Genomic DNA, 22,860 nt, shown 5'->3' with positions numbered 1-22,860 from the left:
TCGGCACTTCCGCATCCGGCTCCCGGACCGTCGTGCCGAACGACCGCTGCCCGGCCCGGGGCTGCACTCAGCGCACGCCGTCGGTGTCCCCATTTTGGTATATAAACACTCGCCCGGCGCGGCGAAATCGACTTACGCCGGCGCGCCGTAGAGGAGGTCCGATGGTCTCCGACGCTCCCGCCGACTACGACTTCTGGCTGTTCGACCTCGACGGCACGCTCGTCGACGCCGAGTGGTCCTACACCCGCGAGGTGTTCGACCGGGTCGGCGACCGGATCGGCCGGGAGTTCACCGACCGCGAGGCCGAGGTCCTCTGGCACGGCCTCGGCGGCGCGCGGGACCCGCAGCTCCGCGAGTGGGGGATCGACCCCGAGGAGTTCTGGCCGGCGTTCCACGCGGTCGAGGACCCGCAAGCCCGCGCGGAGGCGACCTACCTCCACGACGACGCCGCGGCGCTCGTGGCCGACCTCGTCGCCGCCGGCCGGCCGGTCGGCGTCGTGACCCACTGCCAGGCGTTCCTGGCCGAGCCCGTGATCGACCACCTCGACGTCGGCGACTGGTTCGACGCCTTCGTCTCCTGCACGCCGGAACTCGGCTGGAAGCCCGACCCCGCGCCCGTCCGTCACGCGATCGAACGGCTCGGACGGAACCCCGATACGCCGGGAAGAGGCGTCCTCGCGGGCGACGGCGCAAGCGACGTCGGCGCGGCCTGGAACGCGGGGCTCGACGGCATCCACGTCGAGCGGCACTCGCCGGACCGGCGCGGCCGCTGTGTCCTCGCGGACTACCGCGTCTCGTCGTTCGACGACCTCCCGCTGGGCCCCGACCGCGACGTCGCCGCCGACGGCGGCGTCAGCGACCCCGTTCGGAAATAGAATCCCGCTACGCCCGCTCGTAGCCGGGCAGCGACTCGTAGACGTCCGTCTCGGCCAGCGTCGCTTCCAGTTCTCGAACGCCGGGCTTTTCCACCCGGTCGGGGTTCGCGCGGACGCGGACGTCCTCCACGCCGACCGGGACGAACGTCAGCCCCAGTTTCTCGGCGGTCGCCCGGAGCCCGAGCCCCGCGTCGGCCTCGCCCCGCGCGACCGCTCGCGCGGGGCTCTCGAAGCCCTTCGTGCCGGCCTCGAAGCCGCGGATCGACTCTGTCAGGTCCGCGAGCGACGCGCCGCGCTCGTCGGCGAGATCCGACAGAGCGGCGTCGAGGCTCGCCCGGAGCCCGGCGTCGCGACCGCGGTTGACGAACGCGAGGTCGCGGTCGATCAGGTCCGAAAGGCCGTCGACGGCATCCGGGTTCCCGTCGGGGACGACCAGCCCCCACTCGCGCTCCCAGCCGCCGAGGTCGACCGTCTCGACGTCCCTCTCGGTGGGCCCGGCGACGACAGCGACGTCCGGCACCGAATTGGAGAGCCGGCGGAGCCCCTCGCGGCTCCCGACCGGGAGGAACCGCGGTCGTTCGAGGGCGTCGAGTATGCGCGACAGCGCGGGGTCGTCCTCGCCGACGGCCAAGAGGGTGGGCGCGCGGACGTCCGGCGAGAACAGTTGAACGTCGACCTCCTCTCCCTGATCCAGATATTCGGTGTCGGGATCGACCGCGACGACGCCGTCGGCCTCGACGAGCGAGGTCGTCGCGCCCGAGCCCTTGTCGACCGGGTACACGAGCGTCTCGCCGTCGGAATCGGTCACCAGCCCGGCCGGCATCAGGCGGAGCCGCCCCTCGCTGTAGCGCTCGCGGACGGCCATTCTTCCCCTGGCGGTCGCGGTCTGCGGCTCCGGAAGCCCGGCGGCCTCGCGGATCGCGGGCGCGACGAACGTCCGGAAGATCGTGAGCGCCGAGACCGGGTAGCCGGGGAGGCCGACGTAGGCGCTGTCGCCGAGTTCGCCGATCAGCATCGGCTTGCCGGGCTTGACCGCGACGCCGTGGAGGAGGAGCTCGCCGCGCTCTTCGACGACGCGGTAGATCACGTCGACCGCCGACGCGGAGGTCGACCCCGACGAGAGAACGAGGTCGCACTCGTCGGCCGCTTCGAGGAGGAGCCGCTCCATCTCGTCGTAGTCGTCGCCGGCGTGGGGGTAGAGCACGGCCTCCCCGCCCGCCTCCTCGACGCCCGCGGCGATGGTGTAGCTGTTGACGTCGTAGATCTCGCCGCGCGCGCTGTTCAACTCCTCGCCCGGCCGGACCAGCTCGTCGCCCGTCGAGACGATGCCGATCTTCGGCCGGCCGCGGACGGGGACCGCGTCGCGGCCGAGCGCCGAGAGCAGGCCGATGTCGCGGGCGGTGAGCCGCGTGCCCGGGCCGAGCGCCCGCGCGCCCGCGGCGACGTCGCTGCCGGCGACCATCACGTTGTCGCCGGGGGCCACGGCGGTGCGGACGCGGACCCTCTCCCCATCGATTTCGGTCCGCTCGACCATCACGACCGCGTCGGCGTCGTCGGGCATCACCGCGCCCGTGGAGATCTCGACGGCCTCGCCCTCGCCGATCGGGACGTCCGGCTCCTCGCCCGCGTGGACCGTGCCCACTAAATCGAGCGTCACCGGGTCGGCCTCGTCGGCGCCGAAGGTGTCGCGGCCGCGGACGGCGTAGCCGTCGACGGTCGCGCGGTCGAAGCCGGGCACGTCGAGATCGGCATCGACCCGCTCGGCCAGCACGCGGCCGCGCGCCTCCGAGAGCGGGACCGTCTCGGGCTCCGGCGCGAGGTCGAGCGAGTCGATGGCGTCGTGAGCGACCTCCGGGTCGACGAGGTCGCGGAACTGCTTGCGGTCGCTCACGCGGACCACTCCCAGCGCTCGACGGTCACGGTCTCGCCCTCGTCGAAGCCCTCTCGTTCCTCGGGGACGGCGACCCAGCCGTCCGCCAGCGCGACCGAGGAGAGCACGCCCGAGCCGGAGGCGCGCGTCGGGGTCGCGGTCGGGAGCGCGTCCGGTCCTTCGTCCGCGTCGTCCCCGTCCGCGACTCCGTCGTCCACCTGCACGCGGGCGAACGTCCGCACCCCGGGCTCGCTCGGGATCTTCCGGTCGAGGACCGCCCTGGTCGTCGGCGGCGGGTCGTCCGGGAGGTGACCGACGTGCTTCAGCACGGGCCGGAGGAACTGCACGGCGTTGATGATCGCCGCGACGGGGTAGCCGGGGAGCATCACGACGGGCGTGTCCTCGACGACGCCGAGCGCGACCGGATGCCCCGGCTTGAGCGCGACGCCGTGGACGAGCACCTCGCCGAGCTCGGAGACGACTTCGGGGATGAGGTCGCGCTCGCCGACCGAGGAGCCGCCCGTGGTGACGACGACGTCCTTCGTCAGGTCGCGCTGGATCGCCGCGCGCAGGGCGGCCTCGTCGTCGGTGACGACGTTGCGGTAGGTGGGGACGCCGCCCCAGCGGGAGACCAGCCGCGAGACGGTCAGGCCGTTTGTCTCGATCACTTCACCGGGGCCTGGATCCTCCTGTACCAGCTCCTCGCCGGTCGGGACGACGCCGACGGTGGGCTTCTCGTAGACGGTCACGCGGTCGATGCCGACCGACTTCAGCAGGCCGAGGTCGGAGGGGCGGAGCCGGTGGCCCGGCTCGAAGAGCTCCTGGCCCTCGGCGACGTCCTCGCCGACGGGCGCGACGTTCTCGCCCTCGGTCACCGCGTCGAACACCTCCAGGTCGCCGCCGACCTCGTCGGCGTGCTCGATCATCACGACCGCGTCGGCGCCCTCGGGGAGTTCGCTGCCCGTGTGGACGCGGACCGCCGACTCGGGGCCGACGCTCGTGTCGGGCGAGGTCTGGGGGTCGGCGTCGGCGACGCGGAGGATGCCCGGCGAGCGGTCGGAGGCGCCGAAGGTGTCGCTGGCGCGGACCGCCCAGCCGTCCATCGCGGCGCGCTCGTAGTCCGGGACCGCGGTCGGCGAGGTGACCGTCTCCGCGAGCGCGCGGCCGTCCGCGGGGATGAGCGAGAGGCGTTCGGTCCGCTCGTGGGGCGTCGCCGCCTCCAGGAGCCGGCGGCGGGCGACGGCCAGCCGGGTCCGGTCTTTGAACCCGGCCGACCGCCGGTCGTGGGCTGTCTCGTCTGCGTCCGAGGAATCCATACGGGACGGTCCGCGCGCGAGTACAAAAAGAGCCGCGACGGCGGTCGATCCCCGCTCGCGCGAGGCGCTCTGCTACCCCGATATGGCTCTTGTGGCCGATTTTGGCCGACGCGACCGCGGCCTTTTTCGATCCGCCGCCCTAACCCCGGCGTATGTCAGCACTGCGGGACGCACTCCAGGAGCTTCCGGAGTCGGTGTTCGCCGATCTGTTGGAGGCCGACGACGCCTACCTGATCGTGCTCGATCTCCCCGGCGTGACGGCCGACACCGCCGACCTGCGGGTCGAGCGCGGGCGGCTCGTCATCGAGGCCCGGCGCGAGAAGGCGGTGCCGCCGGAGTTCCGCTACGTCTCCGAGGACCGACCGCTCTTCCTCGACGCCGAACTGCCGCTGCCGCCGGATGCGACCGGCGCGGGCGCGTCGGCGGAGGTCGACCGCGGAGTCTTCACGGTCCGCCTGCCGAAGCGCGACGCCGCCCCCGAGCAGACGATTCCGATCACGTCGGCCGGAGACGACGCGTAACCGTCGGGTGGTCACGCTGGTGAATCTCCGTGCGTACTGGCGGTTCCTCGTCGTCGTCCGGCAGTTCTTCCCCCTGATCGTCGCCTACACACGGGACCGCCGCAAGTACGTCCTGTTCGGCGGAAGCCGCCGGGTCGACCCCGAGACGCGGATCGAGCGGGCCGAGGTCCTGCTCGATTCGCTTCTCACGCTCGGGCCGACGTTCATCAAACTGGGACAGCTGCTGTCGACGCGCCCCGACATCCTCCCCGCGGAGTACATCGACGTGCTGTCGAGCCTCCAGGACGACGTCCCGCCGGCGCCCTGGGAGGAGTCGCGGCGCGTCATCGAGGCGGAACTCGGCGACGTCGACGACGCCTTCGACGACTTCGATCGGGACCCGATCAGCGGCGCGAGCCTCGGGCAGGTCTACACCGCGACCCACGAGGGCGATCCCGTGGCGGTGAAGATACGCCGCCCGGGGATCGAAGACCTCGTCGAGGCCGACCTGCGGGTGATCCGCTGGTCGCTGCCGCTCGTCCGGCGGTTCATCGGCCAGGGGCGGGCCTTCTCGCTTGAGAACCTCGCCGACGAGTTCGCGAAGACGATCCGCCAGGAGATGGACTACAGCCGCGAGAAGCGCATCCTCGAAGAGATCCGCGGCAACTTCGCCGACGCGCCCGAGATCCTGATCCCGAAGCCGATCGAGGAGCGCTCGGGGCCGCGCGTGCTCACGATGGAGTACCTCCCCGGGACGAAGATCAACGACGTCGAGACCCTGGATCGAAAGGGGATCGACCGGACGGAGCTGGCGACGACGCTTCAGCGCGTCTACCTCCAGATGATCGTCGACGACGGCGTGTTCCACGCCGACCCCCACCCGGGGAATCTGGCCGTGACCGACGACGGGAAGATCATCTTCTACGACTTCGGGATGTCCGGCACGGTGGAGCCGTTCATCCAGGAGAAGATCATCGACTTCTACGTCGCGGTCGCGAACCAGGACATCGACGCCATCCTCGATACCCTCATCGAGATGGGGACGCTCTCGCCGGAGGCCGACCGGCAGGTGATGGGCGAGGTGATGGAACTGGCCATCGCGGACGCCCGCGGCGAGGACATCGAGCAGTACCGCGTCCAGCAGATCATCGAGCAGGTCGAGTCGACGATTTATGAGTTCCCCCTGCGGCTCCCGCGGAACCTCGCCTTGGTGCTCCGGGTCGCGACCGTCGTCGAGGGCGTCTGTGTGACGCTCGATCCCGACTTCGACTTCATCTCGGTCGCGACCGACTACCTCCAGGACGAGGGTTACTACGAGCAGACCGCCCGCGAGCTGATCCAGCAGGGCGGCGAGCAGGTCAGAGACACCTCCCGGGCGCTCTTCGAGGTGCCGCCGAAGCTGAACCGCACGCTCGATCGGGTCGAAAACGAGAACCTCACCGTCAACGTCCGGCTCGAAGACGAAAACGACGTGCTCTCAAAGCTGGCCCGCCGGATCGTCTACGGCCTGTTCGTCGCCGTCGGCGCGCTCTCGACGGCGATCCTCTACGCGTTCGACCAGTCCAGCGTGATACCGGCGGCCGTCGCCGCGGCGCTGACGATCCCGCCGCTGATCGCGCTGTACCGCTCCTTCCGGCGGAAGCGCGGCATCCGAGCCAAGCCGCAGTTCACCCGGCAGAGTATGCGCGAGCGCCGCGAGGGACGCGAGTAGCGGGACCTACCGATTCCGGTTCCGTTGCGGCCTTTCGGGCCGTTCAGTTATCAGAGTTGATCATTCGGAGGGTAGCTTTATTCGGTGCGGGCTGAAACCGGGGGCTATGACGCGGTGGCGCGCCGTCGCGGGCGGGTTCGCCCTCGCCGCTTGTAGCGAGGCGCTCGTCTTCGCCTGGACCGGCCGGGTGACGCTGCTCGGCGGCCTCGCCGGGAGCGCCCTCGCGGGCTATCTGGCCGGCGGCGGGTCCGCCGAGGGCGCCTGGCACGGGCTGTTGACGGCGATGGCGTGGGGGATCGTCCTGATCCCCGGACTCGTCGCCCTCTCTGTCGTCACCGACGCGCCGCTTCCGTTTCCGATCGAGTATCTGGTCCCGTACCTCGACAGCGCCGGCGAGGCAACGGCGGCAATTCTCCTGACGGCGAGCCTCCCGAACGTCGCCGCCGGGGCCATCGGAAGCTACACGCGGAGTCAGGACGAGCGGGCCCGACGCGACGGCGAGCGACCGCAGCGCCGGCGCGCCGACGGCGACGTCGACGAGGCGTGAGCCGGTCTCGACCCCGATCCGCAGACGCTCGTTCGCGGATCGGGCGATTCCGGCGCTCCCGCGCGTTTCCAAACCGTTTATACCGGCCACACGACAATCCCGGGATATGGCGAAAGAGCAAAAGCAGGTCCGCGAACTGCAAGAGGGCAGCTACGTGATGATGGAAGACTCCCCGTGCAAGATCAACGCCTACAGCACGGCCAAGCCCGGGAAACACGGCAGCGCGAAGGCCCGCATCGAAGGCCGCGGCGTCTTCGACGGCAAGAAGCGATCCCTCAGCCAGCCGGTCGACGCGAAGGTCTGGGTGCCGATCATCGAGCGAAAGGGGGGCCAGGTCGTCTCGGTCACCGGCGAGGACGCCCAGATCATGGATCTGGACACCTACGAGACGTTCACGATGCGCGTCCCCGACGACGAGGACCTCTCGCCCGACGACGAGATCGAGTACCTCGAGTACGAGGGCCAGCGGAAGATCGTCTGATCGGCGATGTTCCCCGGGGCGACCGCATCGCGTACCGACGCCGCGTACGTCGTCGTGGGCGCCCCGCTGGATATCTCGACCTCGTTCCGACCCGGGGCCCGCTTCGGCCCCGAGAGAATCCGGCGGTTCGCCCGGCCGTTCGACGACTACGACCGGCGGACCGACCTGCGCTTTTCGGACTGTTCCGTCCACGACCACGGCGACGTCCGCGCGTGGGACGACGCGTCCGAGTACCTGTCGTGGCTCGCGGGCGAACTCCGCGACGTCGTCGATTCTGACGCCGTGCCGCTCCTCCTGGGCGGCGAACACACCGTCTCCTCGGCGGGCGTCGCGGCCGTCGATCCCGACGTGTTCGTCTGTCTGGACGCCCACCTCGACCTGCGGGCCGACTACGACGGCAACCCTTACAGCCACGCGACGGTGACGCGGCGGATCCTCGACGGCGTCGCGGACTCGGACCCAGACGTCGACAGCGACGGCGGGAGCGCCGATCCGGACGTCGACGAGGCGATCGTCCTCGGCGCCCGGACCGGCAGCCCCGAGGAGTGGGAGCGCGCCGAGGCCGACGACGTGACCGTCGTCGCGCCCGAGGATGTCGCGGACTTCGATCTCGACGCCGCTGTCGGCGACCGCACCGCGTACCTGAGCGTCGACGTCGACGCCGCCGATCCGGGGTTCGCACCGGGCACCGGCACGCCCGAGCCGTTCGGCCTCGACCCCCGAGCGCTCCGCGACGTCGTGCGGACCGTCGCGCCCCGCGCCGCGGGCTTCGACGTCGTGGAGGTCAACGACCGCGACGACGGCCAGGCCGCGTCGCTGGCGGCGAAGCTCTGCCGGGAGTTCGTCTACGCGCACGCCGACACGGCGGACGACTGATTGGTCCGCGGACCGCGGAGACAAGACCTATTCCCCGGAGGCCGAGAACACGGGGTATGGACCTCGCGACGCTCACCGCGCGACTCGACGACCGACTCGACACCGACGCGTACGCCGACGTCGACGCCAGCGCCAACGGCCTCCAGGTCGGCCCCGGCGACCTCCAGCACACTCCTCGGGAGGATTCGCCCGAGATCGAGCGCGCCGCCTTCGCGGTCGACGCCGCCGCGGCCACCATCGGGGCCGCCGCCGAGGCGGGCGCGGACCTGCTCGTGACCCACCACGGCCTCGTCTGGGGCGGACTCGACCGCGTGACCGGCCGGGCGTACGAGACCGTCTCCGCGCTCGTCGAACACGATATCGCGCTGTACGTCTCGCACCTCCCGCTCGACGGCCACGCCTCGCTCGGCAACGCCGCGGGGCTCGCCGACCACCTCGGCCTCGAACGGCAGGCGGCCTTCGGCGAACTGGGGCCCGTGACGATCGGGCGTCGCGGCCGCACCCCCGAACCCTACGCCGTCGACGACGTCCGCTCGCGACTCGCCGACCTCGACACCGACGGTCGGGAGCCCCAGGTGCTCGACTTCGGCCCCGAGGAGATCCGCGATATCGCCATCGTCACGGGCTCGGGCGTCGACTGGCTCGGCGAGGCCGCCGACGCCGGCGTCGATGCGCTCGTGACGGGTGAGGGCAAACAGCAGGTCTACCACGAAGCCCGCGAGGCCGGGATCCACGTCTTCCTCGGCGGCCACTACGCCACCGAGACCTTCGGCGTCGCGCGTCTGGCGGACCTAGTCGGAGAGTGGGGCGTCGAGACGACGGTCCTCTCGCATCCGACGGGGCTCTGATACTGATTACGCTCGTCTCTTACCGCCGAACGCCGTAATCGGGGTCATTCGACGGTACACAGTGAGAGTACTCGCTATGAGGCGGCCGGCGACCTTCCGCTCCAGTACCGCGGCTCCGTGATTCGGCCACAACAGTTAGTAGAGCAGTATCAGCGTCGATAATCGGCGGGGTGGCTTTTTACTTCACACCGGGCTATCGCGTGTAGATGTCACACAACGGAGCGCTCGAGTCCGTCCGGTCGAGTTTCGGGGCGAAGCTCGCCGTGGCGCTGCTCGCGGTCGTCGCCCTCGTGGTCGGGTTCGGCGTCGTCGTCCACGAGGAGACCTCGGCGACGCTGCAAGAGGAGGTCAGGACGGAACTGACCACCTCCGCCGAGACCCGGGCCGCAGAGCTCGACACCTGGATCAGCGGAATCGAACGACAGACGCGACTGCACTCGACACAGGCGGTGTTGCAGTCGGACGATGCGAGCGAGATCTCCGCGCACTTGCGCGAGACCGTCGAGAGCGACGCCGTCCCCGAGGGCGTCGTCGCCGTCCACTACTACGACGCCGACTCCCAGACCATCCGCGCCAGTTCGATGGCGAAGATGGAGGGCGTAAACCCCGCCGAGCAGGGCGCGCCCTTCGCGACCGACCCGCCGACGTTCTCCGGGCCGGACGACACCTACGTCAGCTCGCCGTTCCGGGTCCCGGTCGTCGACTTCCCGGTCCTCTCTGTGATCTCGCCGATCGAGGGCGCTGACGGGAAGATGCTCGTGTACATGATCGACCTCCGGGCGCACGCGGCCGAGTTCGCCGACATCGCCGGGCAGGGCTCGACGGTCGTCGTCGACGGCGAGGGCCGCGTCATCGCCCACCCCGACAGCACCGAGGACGGCCACCACGTCGAGCTGCTGAGCCAGTACGAGGGCGACCTCGCGTCGCTCTCGGATGGCGGCCTCGAACGCCGCGGCGACCTGCTCGTCGCCGGGGCGGGAATGGAGTCGCTCGACTGGACGGTCCTCGTGCGGACCGACCGCGCGAGCGCCTACGCGCTGGGCTCGCAGATCACCTCCTCGATCCTCGGGCTGATCCTGCTCGCGCTGATTAGCCTCTCGTTCGTCGGGGTTGTCGTCGGGTCGAACTCGATCGTCTCGCTCCGGTATCTCGCCCGCCGGGCGAACGCGATGGCCGAGGGTGACCTCGACGTCGACCTCTCGACGACGCGGACCGACGAGTTCGGGACGCTGTACCGCTCCTTCGACGAGATGCGGACCGCGCTCCGCGAACAGATTGGGGCGATGGAAGAGAAGAACGAGACGCTCGAATCGACGGCCGCGGAGTACGGTCAGGTGATGGACGACGTCGCCGACGGCGACCTCACCCGGCGGCTCGACCCCGACACGGAGCACGAGGCGATGTCCGACATCGCCGTCTCGTTCAATCAGATGCTCGACGCCGTCGCCGACACGATGGCCGAGGTGAAGGCCTTCTCCGCGCACGTCGTCGAGACCGCAGAGCACGTCGACGAGGGCGCCGAGGAGGTCCAGGCGGCCTCCGCGAAGGTGACGACGGCGACGACCGAGATCTCGGACGGCGCCGAACAGCAGACCGAAGCGCTCCACGAGGTCTCGACCGAGATGGACGCGCTTTCGTCCTCCGCCGAGGAGATCGCCGCGACGGTCGACGAGGTCGCCCAGGCCTCCGAGCGCGCGGCCGAACTCGGCGACGAGGGCCAGTCCCACGCCGAGGCCGCCGTCGACGAGATGGACGCCGTAGAGCAGACCACCGCCGAGACCGCACAGGAGGTCACGGACCTGGCCGACGAACTCGACGCCGTCGGCGAGGTCGTCGAGGTGATAAGCGACATCGCCGAGGAGACGAACCTCCTGGCGCTGAACGCCTCGATCGAGGCCGCGCGGACGGGCGAGGCCGGCGACGGCTTCGCGGTCGTCGCCGACGAGGTCAAGCAGCTGGCCGAAGAGACCGCCGAGTCCGCGGCCGAGATCGAAGAGCGCATCGAGGGGATCCAGGCGCGCGCCGACGAGACGACGGAGGCGATGCTCTCGACCCAGGAACGGATCGAAAGCGGCGTCGACACCGTCGAGGACGCGATCGACGCGCTCGACAACGTCGCCGCGGCCGTCGAGGAGACGGACAACTCGATCCAGGAGATCCGCGACGCGACGGCCCAGCAGGCCTCGTCGGCGACGGCGGTCGTCGACCGGGTCGACGACGTGGCCGCGATCGGCGACCAGACCGCCGAGGAGGCGACCGACGCGGCCGCCGCGGCCCAACAACAGACGAGCACGATGACGACAGTGAGCGAGGAGGCAGAGCGGCTGACGGCACAGGCACGCGAACTCCGGACGGCGCTGGAGGACTTCACCGTCCCCGACGACGCCGGCACAGGGCTCAGCACCGGGACTCCCGGCTCGGCGGCGCCCGGGTCGGACCGACGCGTCGGCGCCGACGGCGGGACGCCGCCGGACTCGCACCGCACCGACGGCGGCACCCCGGATTCGACGCGCCGGGGCGACGCGGACTGGCCCGGCGAGTGGGAGACCGGAGGGGGTGAGTGAGCATGGAGTTCACCACCGGCCTGTGGCTGTGGATCGGCGTCGCGGGGATGACCGCGGGGTCGCTCCCGACGGGCTATCGCCTCGTGACGACCGACGAGCACCGCGAACTCAACGCCGTCCTCTTCGGCGTGACGGGCATCGCGGCCGTGGCGTACCTGCTGATGGCGCTCGGCTACGGGACGATCGCGGTCGGCTCCCAGAGCGTCGAGATCGTCCGCTACGTTGACTGGCTGCTCACGACGCCGCTCATGGTCCTCTACCTCGGGCTGCTCTCGCGGCCCGGACGGCGGGTCCTCCGGCGGCTTGTCGCCGTCGACGTCGTGGTCGTGCTCGCCGGGATCGCCGCGACGGCGGTGGCCGGGCTCCTCCAGTACGTCTTCTTCGGCGTGGGGACGATCGCGTACCTCGTGCTCGTCCAGCTGCTGGTGCAGACACTGCCCGAGCGGGCGACGTTCTCGACGCCGCGCGAGGAGTCGTCGTTCACGACGCTGCGGAACCTCACCGTCATCGTCTGGACGCTGTATCCGGTCGTGTGGCTGCTGGCGCCGACCGGCGTCGGCCTGCTGCTGCCGGAGACGCAGGTGCTCGTGTTCACCTACCTCGACATCGTCTCGAAGGTCGGCTTCGTCGCCGTCGCGATCCGCGGGATGACGGCGCTGTCGGACGCGCGCTCCGATATGAGCGTGACGGCCGACTGAGCGGGGCTCGCGGCTCTCTTCTCTTCGCCCCCGCCGCCGACGAATCGCGGGACATAACCGCTCGGCCCGTCCAGCAGCGGTATGAGCGACGAGAACCACGGTCCGGACGGCGAGGGTCCGGGCGACGCCGAGTCGCACGACGCCGAACCGCACGGCGCCGACGACGCGCCGGAGTCCCACCGCGAGGAGTTCCACGAGGCGCCGATCGGTCACGCGCGGGTCCGCGGCGGGATGTCGGTCGGCGAGCTCGCCGACGAGTACGGCAAGGCGGGCATCGGCGCGGCCACCGTCGACGAGGCGGTCGACGTCTACGCCGAGATGCTCGCCGACGAGGACGTGACGAACTTCTTCGGGCTCGCGGGCGCGATGGTCCCGGCCGGGATGCGGCAGATCGTCGTCGACCTGATCCGCGACGGCCACATCGACGTCCTGGTGACGACCGGCGCGAACCTCACCCACGACGCCATCGAGGCGATCGGCGGCAAGCACCACCACGGCCGCGCGGAGCCGCACGACCCCCACCCCGCGAACCCCGACGCGGAGCCGACCGGCGAGACGGCGCGGGACCACGACGAGCACCTCCGCGACGAGGGCGTCGACCGGATCTACAACGTCTACCTCCCCCAGGAGCACTTCGCGCTGTTCGAGTCGCACCTCCGCGACAACGTCTTTCCGGCCGTCGAGCGCCGCGTCTCGATCCAGGAGTTCACCGCCGAACTCGGCCGGGCGAACGCCGAGCAGAACCGCGAGCGCGACGTCGAGGAGGACGCCGGCATCGCCGCGGCCGCCTACGAGCACGACGTGCCGATCTACTGCCCGGCGATCCAGGACTCGGTGCTGGGGATCCAGGCGTGGATCTACTCGCAGACCTCCGAGTTCGGCCTGAACGCCCTCGAAGATATGACCCACCTCTCGGACCTCGCGTTCGAGGCCGAACGCGCGGGCGCGATGCTCGTCGGCGGCGGCGTCCCGAAGAACTACGTCCTCCAGACGATGCTGACCATCCCGGACGCCTACGACTACGCGGTCCAGCTAACGATGGACTCCCACCGGACCGGCGGCCTCTCGGGCGCGACGCTCGACGAGGCCCGATCGTGGGGCAAACTGGAGAAGTCCGCCCGGAACGTCACCGTCGTCGCCGACGCCACCGTCACGCTGCCGCTTGTCGTCGCCGCAGCCCGCGAGCGCGCCGGCGAGTAGATCATAAACATTTATTATATACTGGGGCGTCGGTCGTCGTATGCCCGTCGTACGCGTACACGAGTAATCCTTCTCCGAGACGTGTACCGCCGTACGACCGCCCGATCCGATCCCACCGCCTGTGAGCACGAACGTCGAACACGCACGCCCGAACCGCACCGATCGACCGACCGAAGACGACACCGAGACGCGTCCGTCCGCCGCCTCGACGGCCGACGCGCCGTCGACGACGCCCGAACCGTCGACGACGACCTCACCGGGGGCCGCCTCCGGAGCGGCACCGGAGCCGCGGTCGGCCGACCTCGATTCCGGGACTGACTCCTGGACGCAGCGCTGCCAGCGCCAGTTCGAACCGCGCGCGACCGACCGGCTGGCGAACCTCGTCGACGAGTCGAATCTCGTCGTCATCTCGCCGGGCGACGAGTAGCGTCGATTGTCGCTCGCGAACGCGACACACGGAACGGCTATACATCCCCGGCGGTTCTGTGTGGTATGAACTACGCTGATTCTCTCGACAGAGCGATCGACGCGCTCCCGGAGCGAAACGAAGAGGAGTCCCGCCTCGACGTCCCCGATCCCGCGGGCGAGACCGACGGGGCGTTCACCCGGCTGACGAACCTCGGCGAGATCGCCGACGCCCTCGGCCGCGACGCCGAGCACGTCCACCGGAACGTCCAGCGCGAACTCGGGACCAACGGCCAGTTCAACGGCGACCGCGCGCGCTACAACGGCTCGTTCACCGTCGCGGACTTCCAGGCCGCCATCGACGAGTACGTCGACGAGTACGTCACCTGTACCGAGTGCGGCCTCCCCGACACCCGCCTCGTGACCGAGGACGGCGTCGATATGCTGCGCTGTGAGGCCTGCGGGGCGTTCCGTCCGGTCGCCAAGCGCGCCGCCAAGACCCAGTCGTCGTCGGGCCCTGCCGTCGAGGAAGGCACGACCTACGAACTGGAGATCACCGGCACGGGCCGGAAGGGCGACGGCGTCGCCGAGAAGGGCAAATACACGATCTTCGTCTCCGGCGCGCAGGAAGGCCAGACCGTCCGCGCGCTCATCGAGCGCACGAGCGGCACCCTCGCGTTCGCTCGCGTGGTCTGACGCTCCGCCACGCTCGCAACGCTCTTTTGAGTCGCCGCCCTCGCTTCGGACGGCCGATGACGACGGCACCGCTCCGAGTCGGGGTGGCGCTCGACGACGACGAGCCCTATGAGTGCCGAGGCCGGCATTTTTGACGATCGATGCAGCCGAGGAACTCCTGTCGTAGCTCGAAACAGCCTCGGTCAGACCCCAGTGAGCGGGCAGACACGGATTTAAGACCGTCGCCAAGCAATCGGTCGGTATGGTCGCCGAGATTTCCGACCGGGTCCGTGAGATAGCGGAGGCTCGCGACCTTCAGGAGTCCGAGGTGTTCGAACGAGCGCTCGAACGCGGACTCGAAGACCTGTGGGAGGACCTCGTACTCGCGCAGTACCTCGACCGCGAGCTCGACCGCGAGGAGGCCGTCGAACGCGTCGGCCGGGCGAAAGTCGAACGGGCAGAGCGGGAGCGCGACCTCGTCGAGAAAGACGTAGACTGGGCGTTGAATGCGTGACGCTCGCTGCCGTCTCGGACGCGGGACCGCTCATTCACCTCGCCGAAATCGATTCGCTAGCTCTTCTGTCGGCGTTTGAGACGCTCCTGATCCCGGAGACGGTCTACGACGAGATCGAACGAGGCGGTCTTCCGGACGGGATCTCGGATCTCTCGTACGACCTCGTCGACGCCGAGTGGAGCAGCGTCGAATCCGACGAACTGGATCCGGGTGAACGCGCCGCAATCGCCGTCGCCGGGGACCGTGAGATCGTTCTCCTGACGGACGATCTCGCCGCCCGGGACTCGGCGTCGGCAGACGGCATCGACGTACACGGCTCGATCGGTGTCGTCGCACTCGGGTACAGCCGTGGGTTACTGGACCGGGACGATGCGGCATCGCGTATGCGGGCGCTCCAGCGAGAGGCGAGTCTCTTCGTGTCCGAGGCCGTCGTCGAGCGCGGCATCCGGATGCTGGACGGCCACCGGAACGAGCACGATCCATAGGCGTCTCAGACAGTCAGTAAACGTGGTGAACAGACCGGGATTTCGGATGAGAGCCTTCACTCCCGCGGAATCCGCAGTTCGACCGTCGTCCCGTCGTCGGTCGAGCGGATCGCCCAGTCGCCGTCGGAGGCCTCCGCGACCCACTTGATGACCCAGAGGCCGACGCCGCTCGTGTGTTGCAGCGGCGTCTCCTCGTCGAGGCCGAGCGACTCGATCTCCGACTCCGGAATCCCGTTCCCGTCGTCTGCGACCGTGATCGTGGCCCACTCGTTGTCGCGCGTGACGACGACCTCGACGGTCAGGGCCTCAGCGTCGTTGTGTTCGACCGCGTTTTCGAGTATCTCTTCGAGCGCCACCGGGAGCAGCGGATGCGCCCGGACCCGGACGCTCGACGGCGCCGAGACGTCGATTGTCGCCGCGGGAGCCTCCTCGCGGACGCGCTCGCAGGCCGTCGCGAGCATCGGTTCGAGGTCGGTCAGCACCGTCTCGGTCTCTCTGTCCCAGAGGTGCTCGACGTGGAGCGCGTTCTCGGTGTTCGAGTGGAGCGTCTCCAGCGCGCTCCGCGCGCGTCGGAGCCGAGCCGTGTCCTCGGTGTCATCGGCCCCGTCGAGGACCTGATCGAGCAATCCGAAGACGAGCGCCAGCGTGTTGCGGACGTTGTGCCGCAGCACGCGGTTGACGACGGTCAGGCGCTGATTGAGGCGACGGCCCCGCCGGAGCTCCGCTTCGAGTTCGGCTCGGGTCTCCCGGACCTGGTCGTAGTTGACCCCGGCGAGGCTGCCGACGCTCGCCCCGGTCGCGGCGCCGGTCAGGATCGGAAACAGCAGCTCGTGGAACCGGACCCCGTCGGCCAGCGCGGACAGGTAGGTGAGGAACACGACGCCGGCTCCGATCACCGCGAAGAGGGAGGCCACGAGCAGGATCCGCGACTGCCGCTCGGTCGCGCGCTCGGACCCGCCGACGTACCGGACCGCGTAGCCGATCGGCAGGAGGAGCAACAGCGGCACGCCGATCTCGAAGACCTGGACCGCCGGCGGCTCGGGGTCGACGACCGCCTGGCTCAGGGCGACGCCCGTCAGCGCCCCCCACCCGGCGACGAGCAGCAGCGGCGGTCGGTACTGCGCCGCCCGCGCGAGCCTCGGCAGTCTCCCTCCCGTCCCCTCCGGCGTGTCGGTGCTCATCTGCGCGGATACCGGCCGTTGTTCGGTTCACCACTTGAAACCACACGACAGCCGACGGGTCTTTTGGCCGGCCGCCCCTACGGCCCGCTATGGCCGAAATCGACCCCGACGACCTCCTGCCGAACGACCGCGTCCAGCAGTCCGTGCTCGACGGCGACGTGACGCAGTTGACGCGCGGCGCGAGCAACCGCTACGCCGGCGAGGGCGACACCTTCGAGCTCGGCGGCGCGACGTTCGAGGTGACGAGCGTCGAGCGGCGGACGCTCGGCGACTTCACCGACGCCGACGCTCGACGGGAGGGCTCGGAGTCCCTGGAGGCGTACAAGCGCCGAATGGAGCGAGTCCACCCCGGCGACTTCGAGTGGGACGACAGCGACGAGGTGCTCACGTATCGGTTCGAGCGGCGGGACTGATACTGTCGGACACAAGTCTGTGAAGAATTTCGCCGCCCGGGGCGGCGAATATCTTGAAACAGTTGTGTCCGACAGTATGAGCCGTCGCGGAGCCGGACGCCTACGCCGCGGCCTCGCGGATCCGATCGAGCACCTCGCGGCGGTCGCCGCCGGGTCGGGCCTCGATCGTCGCCTCCGTCTCCCCGCCGACCCGGGAGACGGCGTCCGCGAGGTCCTCCAGCGGGTAGATCCCGCCGGCCATCGCGAAGGCGTCGGCGGTCGGACAGATCGCGGCCCACACGCGCACCGCGAGCGTCGGCTCTGCGCCCGGGGCCCCGACGGCGTCGGGGTCGAGCGGGTACGCGGCGTCGTACTGGAACGCCTTCGCCGTCCGGCGGCCGCGGAGCCGGAGATCCTGGGAGTCGGTCAGGCGGACGTCCCGCAGGCCGTCCTCGGCGAGGCTCGTCTCGAACTCCCGGCTCGCGTACTTCGCCGCGATCGAGAGCAGTCGCTCGGGCGTCCTGTCGCCGGGCGGCGGCGGGTCGAAGGAGAGACCGGTCGTGAAGACCGCCCGCGGGGACTGGTCGACGCCGTCGGGGAGCAGCGCCCCGACGCGGTCGAGGAACGCGGGGTCCTCGTAGACCACGTTCGTCGACATCACGGTGACGAATCGGTTCTCGAAGGCCGTCTCGGTCCACTCGTCCGTCTTCGCCCACGGCGCGGTCTCGACGGTCGGGGGGTCGGGCACGGACGAGGTAGGGTCCGGACGGTAGTGAACGCGTCGGCCGGCGCGGCGGCGACGTCGCCGTCGCGCTCCTCAGGGCACGTACCAGATCCCGCGCTCGGTGTCGAGGAGCGAGCCGATCACGACGTGCGGCAGGGCGACGACGCTGATGAAGACGCTCCAGAACGCCACCGCGCCCGGGAGGAGGCCGCTGTTCCCCAGGGGGTTCGGGACGAGCCAGTAGACCGCCGCCAGCACCGCGAACGTTGCGAACGCGCCCGCGACGAGCACGCCCCAGGCCCGGAGCGCCACCCGCGAGTCGCCGATGAGGTCCCACTCGGGGTCGCCGACGTCGTCGTCGCCGACCGTGACCGTCCGGGCGACCTGCCTGGCCGAGTACCAGAACGGGAAGTAGAGCCCGACGGCGACGAGGACGGGCACGACCGCGAAGTACGACGCCAGGAGCAGGCTCTCGCCGGCGTCGACGAGCCACGACCGCCCGCCGCCGCGGACGTACCCGAGGCCGACGTGGGCCGCGAGCGCGAGGCCGTAGCCGCCCGCGGCGAGCGCCCGGGTCGCCCCGAAGTGCTCGGCGTAGGGCGCGAGCCCGCCGGGCTCGACGAGGCCGACCATCAGCGCGCTGAAGGTGTGGAAGGTCCCCGGGTGGAACACCAGCGGGACGAGCATCACGGCCCCGCCGCGGACGCCCGCGGCGAGCAGGCGCTGCGGCCGCGTCTGCAGGTGGTCGGTCCCGGTAGTGGCGTCCAGGACCGACAGCCCGCCGAGGCCGCCCTTCGCCATCGCGACGCCGATCGCGAGCGCGACGCCCGCGACCGGGGCCGCGAGCAGGAGGGCGACGAAGCCCGCGATGAGGGCCAGGTAGGCGGCGACGTACCGCCAGCGGAACGAGGGGCGTCGCCGCCGGAGGTTCTCGAAGTGCTCGTAGCCGCCGTGCGGGAGGTTCAGCGCGACCATCCCCACGAGGTACACCACCATCTGCGCCGCGAACGGGACCTCGATCCCGGCCGCGCTCGCGCCCGCGAAGGCGACGAGCAACGCGAGGAGCGACAGCCGGGAGAGGGCGAGGGACGGGTGCGCGTCGCTGTGCAGGAACCGCCGCCGCACCGAACGGAGGCCGATCGCGCTCATCGGTCGGGATGTTAGGACGTGGCACACATAAACGGCGGCGGGCAGTCCAACGAACTGAGAACGGCGGTCGGAGCGCAAGGGCGTCGCGTCCCTGCCGTCCCGTATGTCACACCGCCTCCCGGACGACGCGACCGTGACGGTCGTCGGCGGCGGATTCGGCGGGCTCGCGGCGGCCGCGTACCTCGGCGCGGCCGGCGCCGACGTCCGCGTGCTCGAACGCCACGACCGGCTCGGCGGCCACGCCGGCGTCCTCGAACGCGAGGGGTTCCGGTTCGACACCGGCCCGTCGTGGTACCTGATGCCCGACGCCTTCGAGCGCTTCTTCGGGCACTTCGACCGCGAGCCGAGCGACTACTACGCCCTCGAACGGCTCGATCCCCAGTACCGGGTGTTCTGGAAGGACGGCGACAGCGTCGCTATCCGCCCCGACCGCGAGAACGCCCACGAGGTGTTCGAGTCCTACGAGTCGGGCGCGGGCGAGGCGCTTCGGGAGTACCTCGACCGCGCCGAGCGGAACTACGAACTGGCGATGAACCGGGTCGTCTACGAGCGGCGCGATCGCCTGCGGGACTTCGTCGACCCGGCGCTTCTGCCCCTGGCGCCCCGCCTCCGGCTGTTCGGGACGATGGACGACTACGTCTCCCGGTTCGTCGAGCACCCGAAGCTCAAGCAGCTGCTTCAGTACACCCTCGTCTTCCTGGGCGGCTCGCCGCACAACACCCCGGCGCTGTACAGCATTATGAGCCACGTCGACCTGAACCTGAACGTCTTCTACCCCGAGGGCGGCATCGCCGGCGTCGTCGACGCGCTCGCGGAACTGGCGCGCGAGCAGGGCGTCGAGATCGAGACCGGCGTCGACGTCGCGGAGATCACGGGCGCGGCGGGCGACTTCGTGCTCGGAACCGACGCCAGCCCCGTCGAGTCCGAACTCGTCGTCAGCAACGCCAACCCCGCGCACGTGGAGCGGGACCTCCTGCCGCCGACGGCCCGGAGCTACGACGCCGACTACTGGACGTCGCGGACGTACGCGCCCTCGGCGTTCCTCCTCTATCTGGGCGTCGAGGGAGACGTCGACCCGCTCGCCCACCACACGCTGGTCTTCCCGACCGACTGGGACGACCACTTCGACGCCATCTTCGAGGAGCCCCGCTGGCCCGAGGACCCGGCGTACTACCTCTCTGTCACCTCGAAGACCGACGACGGCGTCGCCCCCGCGGGCCACCACGCGGTCGTCGTGCTCGTCCCGATCGCCCCCGGCCTGGACGACGGGCCGGAGATCCGCGAGCGCTATGCGGAAAAGGTCCTCGCCGACCTCGCGACCACCACGGGCGTCGACCTCCGCGATCGGATCGTCGTCGAGGAGTCCGCCTGCGTCGACGACTTCGCGGCGCGGTTCGACGACCCGCGCGGGACGGCGATGGGGCTCGCCCACACGCTCCGGCAGACCGGGCCGCTCCGCCCCGCCCACCGGGCCGACCTCGACGGCCTCTACTACACCGGCGCCTACACCGCGCCGGGCATCGGGATGCCGATGTGCCTCGTCAGCGGCGAGCACGCCGCGGAGGCGGTCTGTGCGGACTACCCGGAGGTCGCCGCCGAGGCACCGCCACCGACAAATAACTGAAAAGCATAATTTCCACGAATATACTACCATAAGTCATATTAACCGCGGCGTGGTCAGTTCCATCCACGAATGACCGACGACCGCATTCTGACGACACACATCGGAAGCCTCCCGCGAGCGCCGGACCTGCTCGAACTGCTGAAGCGCCGGCAGGACGGCGAGGCGGTCGACGAGGACGTCTGGCACGAGACCGTCGTCGAGGCGACGAAGACGACGATCGAAAAGCAGGCCGACATCGGCCTCGACATCGTGAACAACGGCGAGCAGCCGCGCGTCTCCTTCAACTGGTACGTCGCGAACCGCCTCTCCGGCATCGGCGACACCCGCGAGGCGCCGCTGTGGGACGATCTCGCGGACTTCCCCGGCTACGCCGAGGACGCCTTCTCCGCGGAGGGAATCGACCTCACTAAACAGCCCTCGGTCGTCGGCCCCGTCGAGTACGACGGTGAAGAGGCCGCGAAAGAGGAGATCGACACCTTCTACGAACTCTTGGCGGAATCGGACGCCGACTTCGAGGGGACGTTCATCACCGCGGCCTCGCCCGGCGTCGCGGCCGCGACGCTCGTCAACGACTACTACGACTCCCACGAGGAGTTCCTCTCTGTCGTCGGCGACGCGCTCAAGCGCGAGTACGAACTGATCGCCGAGACCGGCGCGACCCTGCAACTGGACGCGCCCGACCTCCTGACGACGGGCCACCGCGGCTTCGGCGACCGCCCGATCGAGAAGCTCAAGCCCGTCGTGCGGATGCACGTCGAGGCGCTCAACGAGGCGACGGAGTCCATCCCCGACGAGCAGATCCGCGTCCACACCTGTTGGGGGAGCTACGAGGGCCCGCACCACCGCGACAAGCCCCTCGAAGAGGTCCTGCCGATCATCTATGACCTCGATATCGGCGGCCTCTCGATCGAGGAGGCGAACCCTCGCCACCAGCACGAGTACCGCGTCTTCCGCGAGCACCCTCTGCCCGAAGACTGGACGCTCATCCCGGGCGTCGTCGACGTGAAGACGAACGTCGTCGAACACCCCGAGGTCGTCGCCGACCGCCTCGAACGCGTCGCCGACGCCGTCGAGGACCCCACCCGGATCGTCGCCGCGCCCGACTGCGGCTTCGACACCCAGGCCGGCCTCGCGATGGTCCACCCCGACATCGCCTGGAAGAAGCTCGAAGCGCTCGTCGAGGGCGCCGAGGTCGCCTCCGAGCGCCTGTTCTGACCCCCGGATTCCGCTTTCGGCTCTCGCTCCGTCCGCTCCCTCCCGCTCACTCCCGCGAGTCGAACTCCTGGTAGATCACGTGCCCGCAGGCCTTGCAGTGGGAGGCGTCCGGGTCGTGGTGTGCGAGCCCGCAGTTCGGACAGGTGACGTTCACCTTCTCCCGCGAGGTCCACTCCCGGAGGACCCGCCCGGCCTGCCGCGGGATGACGACGATAGCCGCGAGGATCGCCGCCACCGTCACCCACCGCCCCAGCTCGGTGTGGGGGACGATGTCGCCGAACCCGACCGTCGAGAGGGTGACGACGGTATAGTAGAACGCGTCGCCGAACGTCGCCACGTCGGGGTTGGCGGCGTGCTCGGCGCTGTAGAACAGCCCGGCGGCCGCGAAGAGCAGCACGAGGATCGTCAGGAACAGCTTCATCGCGCGCAGGGTGTTGTCCGAGACGGTCCCGAAGAAGAACTCGGCGTCGCGGGTGAAGCGGTAGAACCGGAGCACCCGGACGACCCGGACCACGCGCAGGAAGCCGACGTTCAGCACGCCGAGCGACGCCGGGAGCACGAGGATCGAGAGCGTCGGGAGGATGGCGAGCAGGTCGACGACCGTGTACGGATTGAGGGCCTCCGCCGTCCGGTCCCGGGCCCCGTAGAGCCGGAGCGCGTACTCGGCGGCGAACACGAGCGCGATGGCGACTTCGAGCGCCCACAGGTCGCCGCGGAACCGATCGCCGATCGGGTAGGTCTCGACGACGAAGACCGCGACGAAGACGAGGTTCAGCCCGAGCAGCGCGACGTCGATCGCCTTTCCGATCGGCGTCTCGTGATCGAGGAGGTAGAACCGGACCGCCTCGCGGGGAGCGCGCGTCTCGCTGCCCGACGCGGAGGGAACCATACCCGCCCGTTGTGGCCACCGGGGTATAAGCGGTCCCGTGGTCGTCCGCGGGGCGTCGGGCGATCCGCACGGCGATCCGGGGCCGCGACCTGCCGCCGGCGAACACCTTTTTGCACCCGAG

At 70.3% G+C, this 22,860-nt stretch carries 23 protein-coding genes; 17 read left to right on the top strand and 6 right to left on the bottom strand.

Features of this window, described 5'->3' with window-relative positions; all coding sequences use genetic code 11:
- Positions 1–161: 161 nt before the first annotated feature.
- Entirely contained in the window at positions 162–875 is a 714-nt protein-coding gene (locus OS889_RS15340; protein WP_372391275.1) for an HAD family hydrolase, read from the top strand.
- A gap of 7 nt (positions 876–882) precedes the next feature.
- Here the strand turns inward: OS889_RS15340 and OS889_RS15335 are convergent, their stop codons facing one another.
- Positions 883–2,766: a molybdopterin biosynthesis protein gene (locus tag OS889_RS15335; RefSeq protein ID WP_372391273.1), complete on the bottom strand. Its 1,884-nt coding sequence runs from the start codon at positions 2,764–2,766 to the stop codon at positions 883–885.
- A complete protein-coding gene (locus OS889_RS15330; protein WP_372391271.1) occupies positions 2,763–4,061 on the bottom strand; it encodes a molybdopterin molybdotransferase MoeA in 1,299 nt (432 codons plus the stop codon). The genes OS889_RS15335 and OS889_RS15330 overlap by 4 nt, the downstream gene beginning before the upstream one ends.
- 152 nt (positions 4,062–4,213) lie before the next feature.
- Here OS889_RS15330 and OS889_RS15325 point away from each other — a divergent pair, with 152 nt between their 5' ends.
- The 13 genes from OS889_RS15325 (at position 4,214) to OS889_RS15265 (ending at position 15,565) form a co-directional block, all read left to right on the top strand.
- Positions 4,214–4,582, top strand: coding sequence for an Hsp20/alpha crystallin family protein (locus OS889_RS15325; RefSeq protein ID WP_372391269.1), 369 nt, complete (start codon positions 4,214–4,216; stop codon positions 4,580–4,582).
- A gap of 7 nt (positions 4,583–4,589) precedes the next feature.
- Positions 4,590–6,272, top strand: a complete 1,683-nt coding sequence (locus OS889_RS15320; protein ID WP_372391267.1) for an ABC1 kinase family protein — start codon at positions 4,590–4,592, stop codon at positions 6,270–6,272.
- A gap of 106 nt (positions 6,273–6,378) precedes the next feature.
- Positions 6,379–6,819, top strand: a complete 441-nt coding sequence (locus OS889_RS15315; RefSeq protein ID WP_372391266.1) for a DUF5518 domain-containing protein — start codon at positions 6,379–6,381, stop codon at positions 6,817–6,819.
- Between the two features lie 106 nt (positions 6,820–6,925).
- A complete protein-coding gene (locus OS889_RS15310) occupies positions 6,926–7,300 on the top strand; it encodes a translation initiation factor IF-5A (RefSeq protein ID WP_372391264.1) in 375 nt (124 codons plus the stop codon).
- Between the two features lie 6 nt (positions 7,301–7,306).
- Entirely contained in the window at positions 7,307–8,176 is an 870-nt protein-coding gene (locus OS889_RS15305) for an arginase family protein (RefSeq protein WP_372391262.1), read from the top strand.
- Between the two features lie 56 nt (positions 8,177–8,232).
- The gene (locus OS889_RS15300; protein ID WP_372391260.1) at positions 8,233–9,024 is read left to right on the top strand and encodes a Nif3-like dinuclear metal center hexameric protein; all 792 of its coding nucleotides are present in this window, start codon (positions 8,233–8,235) and stop codon (positions 9,022–9,024) included.
- 206 nt (positions 9,025–9,230) lie between these two features.
- Entirely contained in the window at positions 9,231–11,588 is a 2,358-nt protein-coding gene (locus OS889_RS15295) for a methyl-accepting chemotaxis protein (protein WP_372391258.1), read from the top strand.
- A 2-nt stretch (positions 11,589–11,590) separates the two neighbouring features.
- A complete protein-coding gene (locus tag OS889_RS15290; RefSeq protein WP_372391256.1) occupies positions 11,591–12,286 on the top strand; it encodes a bacteriorhodopsin in 696 nt (231 codons plus the stop codon).
- Positions 12,287–12,367: 81 nt separating this feature from the next.
- On the top strand, positions 12,368–13,486 hold the full coding sequence (locus OS889_RS15285) for a deoxyhypusine synthase (RefSeq protein WP_372391254.1): 1,119 nt from the start codon (positions 12,368–12,370) through the stop codon (positions 13,484–13,486).
- Positions 13,487–13,607: 121 nt separating this feature from the next.
- The gene (locus tag OS889_RS15280) at positions 13,608–13,913 is read left to right on the top strand and encodes a hypothetical protein (protein WP_372391252.1); all 306 of its coding nucleotides are present in this window, start codon (positions 13,608–13,610) and stop codon (positions 13,911–13,913) included.
- A gap of 65 nt (positions 13,914–13,978) precedes the next feature.
- A complete protein-coding gene (locus tag OS889_RS15275) occupies positions 13,979–14,587 on the top strand; it encodes a translation initiation factor IF-2 subunit beta (protein ID WP_372391250.1) in 609 nt (202 codons plus the stop codon).
- A gap of 241 nt (positions 14,588–14,828) precedes the next feature.
- Entirely contained in the window at positions 14,829–15,080 is a 252-nt protein-coding gene (locus tag OS889_RS15270) for a hypothetical protein (protein WP_372391248.1), read from the top strand.
- Complete coding sequence (locus OS889_RS15265; RefSeq protein WP_372391246.1) at positions 15,077–15,565, top strand: PIN domain-containing protein; 489 nt, start codon at positions 15,077–15,079, stop codon at positions 15,563–15,565. Before OS889_RS15270 ends, OS889_RS15265 begins: the two co-directional genes overlap by 4 nt.
- Positions 15,566–15,621: 56 nt before the next feature.
- Here OS889_RS15265 and OS889_RS15260 read toward each other — a convergent pair whose 3' ends face one another.
- Positions 15,622–16,746, bottom strand: coding sequence for a sensor histidine kinase (locus OS889_RS15260; RefSeq protein ID WP_372391244.1), 1,125 nt, complete (start codon positions 16,744–16,746; stop codon positions 15,622–15,624).
- Positions 16,747–16,835: 89 nt separating this feature from the next.
- Here OS889_RS15260 and OS889_RS15255 point away from each other — a divergent pair, with 89 nt between their 5' ends.
- The gene (locus OS889_RS15255; protein ID WP_372391242.1) at positions 16,836–17,159 is read left to right on the top strand and encodes an ASCH domain-containing protein; all 324 of its coding nucleotides are present in this window, start codon (positions 16,836–16,838) and stop codon (positions 17,157–17,159) included.
- Positions 17,160–17,259: 100 nt separating this feature from the next.
- Here the strand turns inward: OS889_RS15255 and OS889_RS15250 are convergent, their stop codons facing one another.
- Entirely contained in the window at positions 17,260–17,886 is a 627-nt protein-coding gene (locus tag OS889_RS15250) for a DUF6517 family protein (protein WP_372391240.1), read from the bottom strand.
- Positions 17,887–17,955: 69 nt separating this feature from the next.
- Complete coding sequence (locus tag OS889_RS15245; RefSeq protein ID WP_372391238.1) at positions 17,956–19,011, bottom strand: Brp/Blh family beta-carotene 15,15'-dioxygenase; 1,056 nt, start codon at positions 19,009–19,011, stop codon at positions 17,956–17,958.
- Between the two features lie 103 nt (positions 19,012–19,114).
- Between OS889_RS15245 and crtID the strand changes: the two genes are divergently transcribed.
- Together crtID and OS889_RS15235 are read left to right on the top strand one after the other, a co-directional pair.
- Positions 19,115–20,635, top strand: coding sequence for a bifunctional phytoene desaturase/3,4-desaturase (gene crtID / locus OS889_RS15240; protein ID WP_372391236.1), 1,521 nt, complete (start codon positions 19,115–19,117; stop codon positions 20,633–20,635).
- Between the two features lie 69 nt (positions 20,636–20,704).
- Complete coding sequence (locus OS889_RS15235; protein ID WP_372391234.1) at positions 20,705–21,850, top strand: methionine synthase; 1,146 nt, start codon at positions 20,705–20,707, stop codon at positions 21,848–21,850.
- Positions 21,851–21,896: 46 nt separating this feature from the next.
- Here the strand turns inward: OS889_RS15235 and OS889_RS15230 are convergent, their stop codons facing one another.
- A complete protein-coding gene (locus tag OS889_RS15230) occupies positions 21,897–22,739 on the bottom strand; it encodes an ion transporter (RefSeq protein ID WP_372391232.1) in 843 nt (280 codons plus the stop codon).
- Positions 22,740–22,860 lie beyond the last annotated feature (121 nt).

This window comes from Halobellus sp. MBLA0158, from assembly GCF_041477585.1.
GTDB lineage: Archaea > Halobacteriota > Halobacteria > Halobacteriales > Haloferacaceae > Haloquadratum > Haloquadratum rubicundus.
The sequence above is the reverse complement of the archived record's forward strand: the minus strand, read 5'-3'. Positions and strand labels throughout refer to the sequence as shown.

What these genes read in the sequence shown, in the direction of transcription:
- OS889_RS15305 (WP_372391262.1), top strand. Translation starts at nt 7,307, where the DNA reads ATGTTCCCCGGGGCGACCGCATCGCGTACCGACGCCGCGTACGTCGTC.
- OS889_RS15330 (WP_372391271.1), bottom strand. Translation starts at nt 4,061, where the DNA reads ATGGATTCCTCGGACGCAGACGAGACAGCCCACGACCGGCGGTCGGCC.
- OS889_RS15300 (WP_372391260.1), top strand. Translation starts at nt 8,233, where the DNA reads ATGGACCTCGCGACGCTCACCGCGCGACTCGACGACCGACTCGACACC.
- OS889_RS15315 (WP_372391266.1), top strand. Translation starts at nt 6,379, where the DNA reads ATGACGCGGTGGCGCGCCGTCGCGGGCGGGTTCGCCCTCGCCGCTTGT.
- OS889_RS15285 (WP_372391254.1), top strand. Translation starts at nt 12,368, where the DNA reads ATGAGCGACGAGAACCACGGTCCGGACGGCGAGGGTCCGGGCGACGCC.
- OS889_RS15310 (WP_372391264.1), top strand. Translation starts at nt 6,926, where the DNA reads ATGGCGAAAGAGCAAAAGCAGGTCCGCGAACTGCAAGAGGGCAGCTAC.
- OS889_RS15245 (WP_372391238.1), bottom strand. Translation starts at nt 19,011, where the DNA reads ATGAGCGCGATCGGCCTCCGTTCGGTGCGGCGGCGGTTCCTGCACAGC.
- OS889_RS15230 (WP_372391232.1), bottom strand. Translation starts at nt 22,739, where the DNA reads ATGGTTCCCTCCGCGTCGGGCAGCGAGACGCGCGCTCCCCGCGAGGCG.
- OS889_RS15275 (WP_372391250.1), top strand. Translation starts at nt 13,979, where the DNA reads ATGAACTACGCTGATTCTCTCGACAGAGCGATCGACGCGCTCCCGGAG.
- OS889_RS15270 (WP_372391248.1), top strand. Translation starts at nt 14,829, where the DNA reads ATGGTCGCCGAGATTTCCGACCGGGTCCGTGAGATAGCGGAGGCTCGC.
- OS889_RS15235 (WP_372391234.1), top strand. Translation starts at nt 20,705, where the DNA reads ATGACCGACGACCGCATTCTGACGACACACATCGGAAGCCTCCCGCGA.
- crtID (WP_372391236.1), top strand. Translation starts at nt 19,115, where the DNA reads ATGTCACACCGCCTCCCGGACGACGCGACCGTGACGGTCGTCGGCGGC.
- OS889_RS15255 (WP_372391242.1), top strand. Translation starts at nt 16,836, where the DNA reads ATGGCCGAAATCGACCCCGACGACCTCCTGCCGAACGACCGCGTCCAG.
- OS889_RS15325 (WP_372391269.1), top strand. Translation starts at nt 4,214, where the DNA reads ATGTCAGCACTGCGGGACGCACTCCAGGAGCTTCCGGAGTCGGTGTTC.
- OS889_RS15260 (WP_372391244.1), bottom strand. Translation starts at nt 16,746, where the DNA reads ATGAGCACCGACACGCCGGAGGGGACGGGAGGGAGACTGCCGAGGCTC.
- OS889_RS15340 (WP_372391275.1), top strand. Translation starts at nt 162, where the DNA reads ATGGTCTCCGACGCTCCCGCCGACTACGACTTCTGGCTGTTCGACCTC.
- OS889_RS15290 (WP_372391256.1), top strand. Translation starts at nt 11,591, where the DNA reads ATGGAGTTCACCACCGGCCTGTGGCTGTGGATCGGCGTCGCGGGGATG.
- OS889_RS15295 (WP_372391258.1), top strand. Translation starts at nt 9,231, where the DNA reads ATGTCACACAACGGAGCGCTCGAGTCCGTCCGGTCGAGTTTCGGGGCG.